This window comes from Mesopusillimonas faecipullorum, assembly GCF_020539505.1.
Taxonomy (GTDB): domain Bacteria; phylum Pseudomonadota; class Gammaproteobacteria; order Burkholderiales; family Burkholderiaceae_B; genus Mesopusillimonas; species Mesopusillimonas faecipullorum.
Map to the genome: position 1 here is coordinate 20,508 of NZ_JACDXW010000012.1, position 11,985 is coordinate 32,492.

The 11,985-nt window shown below is 55.4% G+C and carries 11 protein-coding genes; 4 read left to right on the forward strand and 7 right to left on the reverse strand.

Translation table 11 applies throughout. The features are described from left to right. Positions 1–6: 6 nt before the first annotated feature. Positions 7–3,153 (forward strand): efflux RND transporter permease subunit, encoded by a 3,147-nt coding sequence (locus H0484_RS14565; protein ID WP_226955380.1) that lies wholly within the window; start codon positions 7–9, stop codon positions 3,151–3,153. Between the two features lie 486 nt (positions 3,154–3,639). On the opposite strand, the gene cadR is transcribed toward H0484_RS14565, so the two are convergent. Beyond that, complete coding sequence (gene cadR, locus H0484_RS14570; protein WP_123661208.1) at positions 3,640–4,050, reverse strand: Cd(II)/Pb(II)-responsive transcriptional regulator; 411 nt, start codon at positions 4,048–4,050, stop codon at positions 3,640–3,642. 149 nt (positions 4,051–4,199) lie between these two features. On the opposite strand from cadR, the gene H0484_RS14575 reads away from it, so the two are divergent. The 3 genes from H0484_RS14575 (at position 4,200) to H0484_RS14585 (ending at position 8,193) form a co-directional block, all read left to right on the forward strand. Next, positions 4,200–6,629 carry a heavy metal translocating P-type ATPase gene (locus tag H0484_RS14575; protein WP_226955382.1) on the forward strand — a complete coding sequence of 810 codons (2,430 nt, stop codon included), beginning with the start codon at positions 4,200–4,202 and terminating at the stop codon, positions 6,627–6,629. A 98-nt stretch (positions 6,630–6,727) separates the two neighbouring features. Further along, entirely contained in the window at positions 6,728–7,252 is a 525-nt protein-coding gene (locus H0484_RS14580) for a copper chaperone PCu(A)C (protein WP_226955383.1), read from the forward strand. A 293-nt stretch (positions 7,253–7,545) separates the two neighbouring features. Continuing rightward, positions 7,546–8,193, forward strand: a complete 648-nt coding sequence (locus H0484_RS14585) for a cation transporter (RefSeq protein ID WP_226955385.1) — start codon at positions 7,546–7,548, stop codon at positions 8,191–8,193. A 71-nt stretch (positions 8,194–8,264) separates the two neighbouring features. Here the strand turns inward: H0484_RS14585 and H0484_RS14590 are convergent, their stop codons facing one another. The 6 genes from H0484_RS14590 to H0484_RS14615 all read right to left on the reverse strand — a co-directional run. Beyond that, the gene (locus H0484_RS14590) at positions 8,265–8,915 is read right to left on the reverse strand and encodes a DsbA family protein (protein ID WP_226955387.1); all 651 of its coding nucleotides are present in this window, start codon (positions 8,913–8,915) and stop codon (positions 8,265–8,267) included. Next, positions 8,912–9,346, reverse strand: coding sequence for a disulfide bond formation protein B (locus H0484_RS14595; RefSeq protein WP_226955389.1), 435 nt, complete (start codon positions 9,344–9,346; stop codon positions 8,912–8,914). Before H0484_RS14595 ends, H0484_RS14590 begins: the two co-directional genes overlap by 4 nt. Positions 9,347–9,471: 125 nt before the next feature. Continuing rightward, entirely contained in the window at positions 9,472–10,218 is a 747-nt protein-coding gene (locus H0484_RS14600) for a cytochrome c biogenesis CcdA family protein (RefSeq protein WP_226955391.1), read from the reverse strand. Positions 10,219–10,264: 46 nt separating this feature from the next. Beyond that, on the reverse strand, positions 10,265–10,879 hold the full coding sequence (locus H0484_RS14605) for a TlpA family protein disulfide reductase (RefSeq protein WP_226955393.1): 615 nt from the start codon (positions 10,877–10,879) through the stop codon (positions 10,265–10,267). Beyond that, positions 10,876–11,385, reverse strand: coding sequence for a tetratricopeptide repeat protein (locus tag H0484_RS14610; RefSeq protein WP_449288527.1), 510 nt, complete (start codon positions 11,383–11,385; stop codon positions 10,876–10,878). The genes H0484_RS14605 and H0484_RS14610 overlap by 4 nt, the downstream gene beginning before the upstream one ends. A 38-nt stretch (positions 11,386–11,423) precedes the next feature. After that, a partial coding sequence (locus H0484_RS14615; RefSeq protein ID WP_226955397.1) for an Arm DNA-binding domain-containing protein occupies positions 11,424–11,985 on the reverse strand: 562 nt, incomplete at its 5' end.

The following is an 11,985-nucleotide window of genomic DNA, read 5'->3' on the forward strand; positions in this document are numbered from 1 at the left end:
GACGCCGTGTTTGAACGCATCATCCGCTTTTCAATCGAGCAACGCTGGCTGATTATCCTGGCCGTACTTGGAATGGCCGCCCTGGGTATCTATAACTACCAGCGCCTCCCCATCGACGCTGTGCCCGATATCACCAACGTACAAGTACAGATCAATACGCCCGCACCCGGGTATTCGCCGCTAGAAGTGGAGCAGCGCATCACCTATCCGCTTGAAACGGTCATGGCGGGAATCCCGAAGTTGGAGCAGACCCGTTCTCTGTCTCGCTATGGGCTGTCTCAGATCACCGTGATCTTTGAAGAAGGTACGGACATCTATTTCGCGCGCCAGTTGGTGAGCGAACGGCTGCAGGGAGTCAAGGACCAGCTTCCAGATGGCATTGCACCGACGCTCGGGCCTATTTCGTCGGGGTTAGGCGAAATCTATTTCTGGACTGTAGAGGCGGATGAAGGGGCGCTGAAACCAGACGGCACGCCTTATACGCCAACAGACTTGCGCGAAATCCAGGACTGGATCATTAAGCCTCAGTTGCGTAATGTGCCAGGCGTCACCGAAATCAACACCATTGGCGGATACGCCAAGGAATACTTGATCGCGCCCGACCCGGTCAAGCTGCGTTCTTACGGGTTTACCTTGCAAAACCTGCTGGACGCCGTCGATCGGAATAACAGCAATTTTGGGGCCGGCTATATCGAGCGGCGTGGCGAACAATCGCTCGTTCGGGTGCCCGGCCAGGTGCAGTCCGTGGAGCAAATCGGCCAGATTTTCATCGCCAACGTGGACGGCTCCCCGATTCGCATCCAGGATGTCGCCACGGTGGGTGTAGGCAAAGAGCTGCGCACCGGCGCGGCTACCGAAAACGGTCGCGAAGTCGTGCTGGGTACGGCATTCATGCTGATGGGTGAAAATAGTCGAGCGGTTTCACATGCAGTCGACAAAAAAATGCAGGAAGTGAACCGCAGTTTGCCCAAGGGCATCAAAGCAATAACGGTCTACGACCGCACCGTGCTTGTAGACAAAGCGATTGCCACAGTACAGAAAAACCTGCTTGAAGGCGCGATTCTTGTCATCGTGGTGCTTTTCCTGTTTCTAGGAAACATCCGCGCGGCTGTGTTGACAGCCTTGGTCATTCCGTTGGCGATGCTATTTACTTTTACGGGCATGGTGACAGGCAAGGTCAGCGCGAACCTGATGAGCTTGGGCGCGCTTGATTTCGGCATCATCATCGATGGGGCCGTGGTGATTGTGGAGAACTGCATAAGGCGCCTGACGCATGCACAAGCTCACCACGGACGGTCTTTGACGCTTTCGGAACGACTCCATGAGGTATTTGCTGCTTCGAAAGAGGTACGCCGTCCATTGATATTCGGACAACTCATCATCATGATTGTCTATCTACCCGTCTTCGCCCTGACGGGCGTTGAAGGCAAGATGTTCACCCCGATGGCCTTTACCGTGGTGACGGCGCTACTGGGAGCGATGATTCTTTCGGTCACGTTCGTGCCGGCTGCCGTTGCACTGTTCATCGGTAAGCGCGTTACAGAAAGAGAAAGTATCTTCATTCGTGCCGCAAAAAGGGCCTATCGTCCCGCTCTGGATACCGCCTTGGCCAACAAAGCGGTCGTCCTGACCGTTGCAATTGTTGCCATCATCCTCTCAGGCCTCATCGGTGCACGCATGGGAAGCGAATTTATTCCAAGCTTGAACGAGGGCGACTTCGCCATTCAAGCGTTGAGGGTGCCAGCCACCAGTCTGACCCAGTCCGTAGAGATGCAGCAGCAGCTGGAACGCAAGTTGATCAAGGAGTTTCCGCAAATTGAGCGCATTTTCGCCCGTACTGGCACCGCTGAAGTGGCTTCCGATGCAATGCCGCCCAATATCTCGGATGCTTACGTCATGCTTAAACCGAAGGACCAATGGCCCGATCCAAATTTGTCCCGAGACGAGCTGATACGTCAAGTGCAAGAGTCTGCGGCGCAACTGCCCGGCAGCAACTACGAATTCTCCCAACCGATTGAGCTGCGATTCAACGAGCTGATTTCGGGTGTGCGATCAGACATAGCAATCAAGGTCTTTGGTGACGACATGGAGGTGCTGAACTCAACGGCTGCGCAAATCGCGCAGGTACTGGGGCAAGTGCCCGGCGCATCGGCTGTCAACGTTGAGCAGACGACGGGGCTGCCGGTACTCACCATTGCTATTGACCGCGCTCAGGCGGCACGTTTTGGTCTATCGATGCAGGAGGTCCAGGATGCCGTGGCGGTAGCCGTCGGCGGGCGCGACGCGGGAACGCTGTTTCAAGGAGACCGGCGCTTTTCGATCGTAGTGCGGCTGCCCGAAACACTACGGGGCGACATAGACGCCATCAAACAACTGCCTATTGCGCTGCCAACCCGTGATGGCGAGGTGGTCAACCAGATTCCGCTAGGCTCGATCGCCACGTTGGAGACGACCGTCGGCCCGAATCAGTTCAGTCGTGAGAACGGTAAGCGTCGGGTGGTCGTTACGTCTAACGTGCTGGGCCGCGACATAGGCTCATTCGTCGCTCAGGCGCAAGAACGAATGCAAGGTGAGGTGCAGGTGCCGGCGGGGTACTGGGTGGAGTGGGGCGGAACGTTCGAGCAACTTCAGTCGGCCACATCACGACTGCAAATCGTGGTGCCGGTGGCCTTGTTGCTTGTGTTCATCCTGCTTTTCATGATGTTCAACAACATCAAGGACGGCTTGCTGGTATTTACCGGCATTCCTTTTGCATTGACCGGCGGCATCGTGGCGCTTTGGCTGCGAGGTATTCCGTTGTCTATTTCAGCAGCGGTGGGCTTCATCGCCCTGTCTGGGGTGGCGGTGCTGAACGGCCTGGTGATGCTGTCCTTCATCCGAAGCTTGCGGGAGGGCGGGTTATCGCTCAACGCAGCCATTCTTGAAGGCGCGATGACTCGGCTGAGGCCCGTATTGATGACCGCTTTAGTGGCCTCTTTAGGCTTTGTGCCTATGGCTCTGAATACCGGGACTGGCGCTGAAGTACAGCGGCCATTGGCCACAGTGGTTATAGGCGGCATCATATCGTCGACTCTGCTGACCTTGCTGGTGCTACCCATACTGTACGAGTTGAGCCATCGGCGTGCCGCTGCGCGGGAACGCGAGGAACAATAACTGGAGGCCAAGATGGCCGACAAGATAAAGACCAGTTGAGTAAACACATGTCGCAGAAAACGTGATCCTTTGGGCTGATCGGCGTTGCCATAATAGGTGTCGCCGTCATTCTCTACAGCACGCTGCGGCCATCTGGTCAGGCATTCATCGATCCTGCAGATCAGACCCTTGTGATGCAGGGCAGGGTGATTTATGCAAACGATTGCGCGGTGTGCCATGATGAATCCCTGCAAGGGCAGCGGAACTGGCGTGAGTGCATGCCCAATGCAGATTACCCCCACAGAAGGAAGTTACTTCGCAACGGCAGAACTAAGCTACGCCTGGCATGCCGTTGAGTGTGCTGGGTGTGGGAAAGCTCGACGGCAATTTGGTTACGGGTTGTTTTTACCGAGCGGTCCGAATGCCACTACGATGAAATGCGGCATCCTGACTATTGTGTTGCTGAAAGTCGATTCCAATTGCGAGTTGTATCATCGACCTGCACCTCTAAACGTGGCAAGATTGATCGGAAAGGGCGCGCAAAATCCCGCATGAATTGGTAGGCGCAGTGATCGCACATTCTTGGCGCAATAACACCAGATGCTCTTTTAATTGCATTAACTCGTCGACGCGCACTTCCACCGCGCGGATATGCTCATCAAGCAAGTCATTCACGTCGGCGCAATCCTCAGTAGGCGTATCACGGTACTGAAGCAAGGTTCGTACTTCGTCCAACGCCATGTCGAGCGTACGGCAGTGCCGGATAAATTGCAGGCGTTCAATATGCTGCTCGTCATACAGACGATAATTGCCATCGCTGCGAGAAGGCTCCGGCAGCAGACCCTCCTTTTCGTAATACCGAATGGTTTCCACCGTTGACTCCGTACGTTTGGCAAGCTCGCCGATTCTAATTGGCATGATGGTCTCCTTTGTTTGAAACACTAAAGTTACTATAGACTTTAGCAGTCAAGAAATCAAGATCTGACCTGTTGCGGGGTGAAATCAAAGCGCTTGACTCTGAAGCCACTAGAGGCTTTCTAATACCTGCATTCAAAGGAGAAATTCTTATGCGGTTTCATATTGAAGATATGACATGCGGCGGTTGCGCCGGCAATGTCGTCAAAGCCATTCAGTCAGTCGACCCGAACGCTGAAGTCATCACCGAGCCGCCAACGCGCAGCGTGCAAGTCACCTCGTCAGCGACAAGGGCACAGCTTGAATCGGCCTTGTGTCAGGCGGGTTACCCACCGCGTGGCAGCGATGCTCCGATCGCCAAAAGCCTGGCTCCCATCCCCGCACAAGAAATGCCTCCGGGCCTCTCCATGCAGGTACAGGGCATGGACTGCGCAAGTTGCGTCGGCAAGATTGAAACGGCGCTGGCACGCATGCCCGGCGTTTCTGATATCCGGCTGAACTTCGCCACAGAGAGGCTCGAACTGACGCTGGCCCCCGAATCGCCCACCCAGCTTGGTGACATCAAAAAAACCATTAAGAGCTTGGGCTTTGGCGTATCTGCCAGTACCGACCAAAGCGCTACGCCAGGCATCGGCACGGACGATCAAGCCGCCGCACCCCAGCTGCGTTGGTGGCAAACTAGAAAGGGCAAGCAGGTCGTGGGCCTTGGCATTCTGATGGCCACCGCCTACGCTATCGCGCTGTTTTTCCCGAATTACGGGACCTGGGTGTTTGGTGCAGCCGTGGTTGTCGGCGTCTTTCCCTTTGCACGCAAAGCGCTTGCGCTGGCCAAGTCTGGCTCGCCCTTTTCGATCGAGACACTCATGTCCGTGGCCGCGCTTGGCGCCCTCTTCATCGGTGAAGCCGAAGAAGCGGCGGCTGTCGTATTCTTGTTCTCGGTCGGTGAGTTGCTGGAGAGCGTGGCAGCCGGTCGCGCCCGTGCCGGCATTAGGGCCTTGGCGTCACTGGTTCCGAAAACGGCGGTTTTAATCGATCCACAAGGGGGGCAACGCGAGGTCCCTGCAGCCTCGTTGGACGTGAACGACCATGTGCTCGTGCGCCCCGGGGACCGGGTGTCCGCCGATGGCGTGATTATCCAAGGCGCGTCCAGCCTTGACGAGTCGCCCATCACAGGCGAGTCCATACCTCTTGCGAAGGCGGCAGGCGACAATGTATTCGCGGGCTCGATCAACGTCGATGGGGTGCTCCAGATTCGCGTGGAAAAGGCTGCCGCCGACAACACGATTTCGCGCATTATCCATCTGGTTGAACAGGCACAGGCCTCTAAGGCACCCACCGCCCGTTTCATTGAGCGGTTCAGTCGTTACTACACGCCGGCCGTGATGGCTATTGCCGCGCTGATTGTGGTCGTTCCACCGCTGGCAATGGGCGGGGACTGGGGAACCTGGCTTTATCGTGGCCTGGCGCTGTTGCTTATTGCCTGCCCCTGCGCACTCGTGCTGTCTACGCCGGCGGCTATCGCTTCGGGCTTGGCTGTTGGGACGCGCCGCGGGCTACTCATCAAGGGCGGCAATGCCTTGGAAACCATTGGTCGGGTAAGTACGATCGCGTTTGACAAGACAGGCACCCTGACCGAAGGCAAGCCGCGCGTCACTGACGTGGTTGCCTTCACATCAGGGCGCGAGGACGAGATTTTGGCGCTCGCCGCAAGCGTAGAATCCGGCTCGAATCACCCGCTAGCGAAAGCCATTGTGAGCCATGCCGAGGCCGCTAACAGCCTTATCCCCGCTGCCTCGCATGCATACGCCACCGCGGGTAAAGCCGTACATGCAAGCGTAGCTGGCCGCAAATTGGCCATTGGCTCGCCGATTTACGCTGCCCAAGCAGCGGCCCTTACACAAGGACAACGCGCACGCATCGAAGCGCTGCAACATGACGGAAAAACCGTTTCCGTTTTGCTGGACGAACAGACCCGTGAAGCGCTTGGGCTGGTGGCGCTACGCGACGAGCCAAGGCAGGACGCACAAGAGGGTGTAGCCGAACTCAAAGCGATGGGCGTGCGCTCAGTCATGCTCACGGGCGATAACCGCCTCACCGCCCAAGCCATCGCCGGCCACTTGGGCATGGAATGGGAAGCTGAACTTCTGCCCCAGGATAAGCTGCGCCTGATCGATGAAATGAAGCGCAGCGCCAAGGTGGCCATGGTGGGTGATGGCATCAACGATGCGCCGGCGCTGGCAACGGCCGATGTGGGCATCGCGATGGGCGGTGGCACCGATGTGGCAATCGAAACGGCCGACGCGGCTCTGCTTAAAAGCCGCGTTACGGATGTAGCCCACCTAGTCGCGCTTTCACGTGCAACGATGGCAAACATTCATCAGAACGTGATTTTTGCGCTCGGTTTGAAGGCCGTATTCTTGATTACCACTGTGCTGGGCGTCACCGGTTTGTGGGTTGCCGTCATGGCCGATACGGGCGCGACGGCAATTGTCACGCTTAATGCGTTACGTCTGCTGCGTTTCAAGGGAGCGGCGGCGACAAAGCACCATCAGCCGCGCATGCAACCGGCAAGCGTGCTGTGAACAAACATGAAGCTGATGTTTTGGTTCATATTGATCCTGCCCGGACAGGAATGACATCCGAGCGTTTATGAAAGTTTTCGTTTTTCTGAGGTAACCATATGAAAAGAGTGATTGTTGGCGCTGTTGTCCTGTGTACGGGTTCCATTGTCTATGCTGCAGGCCCACACGATACACACGTAGCCGTCGCAGCTCATGCGCAAACCGCACAACACGTCAGCAAAGACGCCGATGGTGGCGCCGAACTGTCTACAACATTGACGGTTTCGGATTGCTGGATTCGCTCCTTGCCAAGGCCGACTCCTTCTGCGGGCTACTTTGTGATAAAGAACGCTGGCAATAGCGAAGCAAAGCTCGCCTCCATGTCTATTGCCGCTTTCGACCAGGTGTCCTTACATCAAACGATCGATCAGGACGGGAAAATCAGGATGGCCGTGGCTGACGCTGTTTCGATCCCTGCTGGTGGCGAACTGCAATTTAAGCCGGGCAGCTATCATGCGATGCTTGAAAAGCCTACTCAAGCGCTTACTGTTGGTACCGAAGTCGAAGCCGATTTTGAGTTTCAATCAGGGGAAACAGCGAAGGCGCTGTGCGAAGTTAAGCCTGCCAACGCTCTCTCGAGGTAGTGCCTATCCTGGCGATAAATCCAGCGCTGGCCCGACAGTTGAGATGCCCGGATCATGGGCCGCTTCGCATTTCGTTTAAGCGAAGCAGCTGACAAGGAGGCGCCCTCGTAAAGGAGGTGTACGCCTGAGGCCGGATTGTGGGGGGAGACTCTCGGGCGAAGAGCGGACGGCATAGGCATGCCCCTTGCTTGATGTCCCACCTCTAGCCTTGGAAGACGGGAGAAGTGCTATCTCTCGTATGCGCGCAGCATCTAATAGTGGCTCGCAGTCAGCAATGTAGGGATGACCTTGATATGTCCAACGAACGCGAAAGTAGCGAGGACAACTCTGATTTGGACCCGAGCGACGTCGCCCAACGGCGCACGCTGATCAAGGTGCTTTTCATTAATTTGGCGCAAGCCATTGTCGTTGGCGTAGTCGGCGCCCTGGCGGACTCCACTAGTTTGATGGGAGCCGCATTAGACAGTTTCGCCGACGGCATCGTGTATGGCCTAAGTATCTATGCGGTTGGACATACCGTGATCGCTAAAGCCCGTGTCGCGCGATTGTCGGGTACGTTTTTGATCTTGCTTGCCGTGGGGTTGTTGATTGAGGTGTTGCGACGATTCTTCGCCGCCGGCGAGCCGATTGGTCTGGCGATGATTATCGTGGCGCTGGCGAATGCGGCGACCAATCTGTTCTGCCTGCGTCTGCTGCGGTCTTATCAGAATGAAGATGTGCATCTGCGGGCATCATGGATCTTCACGACGAATGACATGTATGTCAATTTGGGGATTGCTGCTTCGGGTGTGGCAGTGATACTGTTTCAGTCATCTCTTCCCGACCTGTTAATAGGGCTGGTGGTCGTCGCTATTGCGTTCAAGGGTGGTTGGGAAATTCTCGGGCAAGCACGCGATGCGCGTCGCTCTGAAGCATCGACGGTAAGCGGACCACGCTCTTAAGCGCGAATTCGAAAATCGGTTCACAGCGCGAGCGTAGTTTCATTCGAGTGTGTTGAATGGAAAGTTTGGCCTTAGGGATAGGCCGCCTTGACCTCTTGCTCAACTAGCGCCTTAAGCTGCTCATAGCCAAATTTGGGCAAAGGCTGGCCATTGACGAAAAAGGTGGGCGTTTGCTTTATATTCAAGGCGCGAAGATCTGTCTTGTCTTGTTCAATAACCGCCGCAACGGTTTCCTTATTTGCGTCTTTACGTGCCTTTTCAATGTCCAAACCGTTTTCTTTGAGATAGTCCCAAATTAGATCTGGCTGTGGATTGTCATGCGAGGCCCATTGGGGCTGCATGCGTAGGACCGTTTCCAAAGTCGGCCAATACTTATCTTGCATTCTGGACGCCTCAAGAATCTTAATCATGTCTTCGGAGCCCTCGTGAAAAGGGGCATAGCGAATGACGAGTTTGACTTTTCCATCATGAGCGTTAACGAGCTCTTTGACGCCGGGATAGAATGCTCGACACGTTTCGCAGGATGGATCAAAAAACTCGACAATCGTGACCTTGGCGCTCGCCGCGCCGAAAACAGGCGAATGCATTCGAACGAGCTCGCTCACTGGGGTGTCTGCCGTCTTATTCTTGCGAAGCTGGCTCTGTTCATATACGAAAGCGCTCACGGCAAAAGCCATGACCGCGACAATGCTGGTAAAGACAAGAAGAGTTCGTTTTTTCACTTTTGAGGACCTTTTTTAACTATAAGAAGAACAGCGAGCGTGGTGAATGCGACTAACGACAGAAGGGGAATCGAAATAAAACCAAACAGGTTCAGATCGGCTTTCGCACAGGAAGGGCCTGCGCCACAGGGCTGAAGCGCTTCCGGAATAACACCGACATACAGAAGGTTGTGGTACGCGGCGACAAGCCATCCAGCGGCAACGAGCGGCAATGCATACTTGAAGACTTGTGTGTCCGAAGTGGCCAGGCCAACTGCTAGAACGAAAACGAGCGGAAACATGAAAATGCGCTGATACCAACAAAGCTCGCAAGGGTCCAGGCCCATGATTTCACTGAGAAATAAGGCCCCCAGCGTTGCGACAAGTGCAATAATCCATGCAGCAAAGAGGCGATACCAACGTGGTTCAGAAAGATGCGTTGCGATAGTCATAAAACTTCAGTCCTCAATGGACGACTCCAAAAAAATAGGCCGACCTCATAATGGACGAGGCGAGCGCCATGGCGCTCGCGACCATATAGCGCCGGCATCGGCTTGGATCACATGGCCTGACTCCATTAGCCTATACTGCCAAGGGCGGGGAAGGTCCTTAGCAACCAAATCGCAAAACGCACTAATTGCCCGCTCGCTACGGCGATACCCATCAAGACGAGGATCGCACCGGTTACGAGCTGCAGGTAACGACCCGTCCGGCGCAAAGCGCTCAGACGGTGCATAAAAGGCGTCATGAAGAATGCGGAAAGAAGAAACGGTACGCCTAGTCCTAGTGCATAAACTCCTAATAGCACTGTTCCATGCCCAACACTCTCGGAGGTGGCGCTCAGCACAAGGATGCTGCCAAGCACCGGTCCAATGCATGGCGTCCAACCAAAACCAAAGGCCACGCCAAGCAATGTTGCCGACCAAGGGTTACCACCCTTCACGCTGGACTCGAAGCGATAGTAGCGTTGAGCCCATAGCGGCGTACGAACGACGCCCATAATCATGAGACCCGCAAGCGCAATGATGACGCCAGCCGCAATATTGAGCTCGTAGCGATAGCTTAAGAACAGGCGTCCGATTGCCGTAATGCTGGCGCCTAGAATTAGAAACACCAGCGAAAATCCCAGGACAAAGCATGCGCTTAAGCCAAGGGTCCTCCAGCGCCTAAGGCGCACCTCCACTGGGGATGCCATTGGCGCAATCGCGCCACCGGCAACAAAAGAGAGATAGCCTGGTACGAGCGGTAAAACACACGGCGACAAGAACGATGCGATGCCGGCAACAAACGCTGTCAGCAATCCAATGGTGGTCAGCTCAAGCATCGCATAGCCTCAAACGTTCGTTTCTTAGCATTGAAGGTTCCCATTGTCATGAGCCTTTACCCGGCGAGCGCGCCAATGCGGCATCGATCAAGGCTTCTACTTGGGCACTATCCCAAGCGGCAGGCCCCATTGCGCGACCAATTTCACGACCCTCTTGATCAATGAGCAGAGTCGTTGGAACGCCTGGGGCGCGAAGCGCATTTGGAATCTGTGTCGACGGATCGAAGTAGCCGCGCAAAGTCTGTATCCCGAACTCTTCATAGAACGGCTTGACCAATGCGGTGTCACGATCAATCGACAAGGCCACCACTTCAAAGTTCTCGCCGCCCCGTTTATCATTCAGCCGATCGAGCGAGGGCATTTCTTCTCGGCAAGGTGGGCACCAGGTAGCCCAAATATTAAGCAGCACGACCTTTCCACGGAAGGCCGTCAGGCTCATCTCCTTGCCCGCTTCGTCCTGAAAGGTGATGGCGGGCAGGTCGCGCGGCGTATGCCAGCGCATAAAGCGTTGGTCCCCAATATCGACTGCAACATTGACTATGCCTGCGAGGGGATTCTTCGACGCATTGCCACGCTGATAAAAATACAAGGCGGTCGCGATGGTAATGACGCCGATAAGGGCTAGCGCGGACCAGGCGAATATCTTAAAGGAGCTCTTCATGATGGCTGCTCAACCCCTACCTTATCGGAAGTTGTGTTTTGATCCCGTTGCCCGCGGGCGCGCTCAATACTGTCGTTGACAGCGCGCGCGGCGTCTGAGTCGGGGGGAAGCAGTTCGTGCAACTGTTGCCAATAAGCGATGGCCCCATCGTAGTCACGGCGTTCCAGCGCTGCAGCCCCTGCCAGGGTCAATGCAAAGGGTTCTTTAGGGTTAAGAGCGAGCGCGCGCCCAAGTAGCGCGGTAGGCTCGCCTGCGAACCCATTCGGGCTGCTTCGTGCAAGTGCTTCGGCATATTCAGTCAAAGCAAGTGGGTCTGATTCGATCGCGCTACCCGCTTTCGCAAAAGCATTAGCGGCGTCCTCATACCTGTCAAAATAGCGATACGAACGCGCCAACATCAGCCAGCCTGCAGGATCATCGGGGTTGAGCGCCAGGCGGGCGGCGAGCGAATCCACCATGGCTCGCACATCCGCCTGCGTGACGTTTGGGATGCTTTGTATTGGCACTGGGCTGATTGCCGCAGGAGTTCCCAAACGAAGGTAAATCAACGTGTCTGTTCTGCCAGGTGTTCGCGGACTTCCTTCGGGTCTAAGCCATTGGCTCGCTGACTGTTAGCTTCATAGGCCTTGGTCCGAGCTTGTGCGAGCGTGACTTCCGGATATGGCCCCATTCCGAGTTTTATGGGTTTGCTATCCTTCATATAGCGGTAAATCCAAGCTTTACCCGTGGTTCGCACACGCAGGTACAGATTGTCCCCGTCGTTGAGCATGTATTCTTTCGGGCCAGGCTTGGCCGCTTTGATTTGAGTTTCGCTTAGTAAACCCACGACTTGTACCCCCAAAGGCTGTTTTTCAAGAAACCATTGTGGGGTACAGACGGGGGTACAGACAAATACGGGATGTAGCGACGCGCAGTGAGACGTCCCGGGCGATGTGTGTCGCCTAAGATATTGATTTTTCTGCGTTTTGGGATGTTTTGAAGGCTCTACCTCATAAAAGGGGGACGCTCGACATTCATTAGACTTGTTTTTGCGAAGAACACGTTTAATGGAAGCAATGCCGATGTCCCCAATCGATTTTATCTTAGGGATCCCTGGGCTGGTGGTC

What these genes read in the sequence shown, in the direction of transcription:
- H0484_RS14605 (WP_226955393.1), bottom strand. Translation starts at nt 10,879, where the DNA reads ATGAAGAGCTCCTTTAAGATATTCGCCTGGTCCGCGCTAGCCCTTATC.
- H0484_RS14575 (WP_226955382.1), top strand. Translation starts at nt 4,200, where the DNA reads ATGCGGTTTCATATTGAAGATATGACATGCGGCGGTTGCGCCGGCAAT.
- H0484_RS14585 (WP_226955385.1), top strand. Translation starts at nt 7,546, where the DNA reads ATGTCCAACGAACGCGAAAGTAGCGAGGACAACTCTGATTTGGACCCG.
- H0484_RS14600 (WP_226955391.1), bottom strand. Translation starts at nt 10,218, where the DNA reads ATGCTTGAGCTGACCACCATTGGATTGCTGACAGCGTTTGTTGCCGGC.
- cadR (WP_123661208.1), bottom strand. Translation starts at nt 4,050, where the DNA reads ATGCCAATTAGAATCGGCGAGCTTGCCAAACGTACGGAGTCAACGGTG.
- H0484_RS14595 (WP_226955389.1), bottom strand. Translation starts at nt 9,346, where the DNA reads ATGACTATCGCAACGCATCTTTCTGAACCACGTTGGTATCGCCTCTTT.
- H0484_RS14580 (WP_226955383.1), top strand. Translation starts at nt 6,728, where the DNA reads ATGAAAAGAGTGATTGTTGGCGCTGTTGTCCTGTGTACGGGTTCCATT.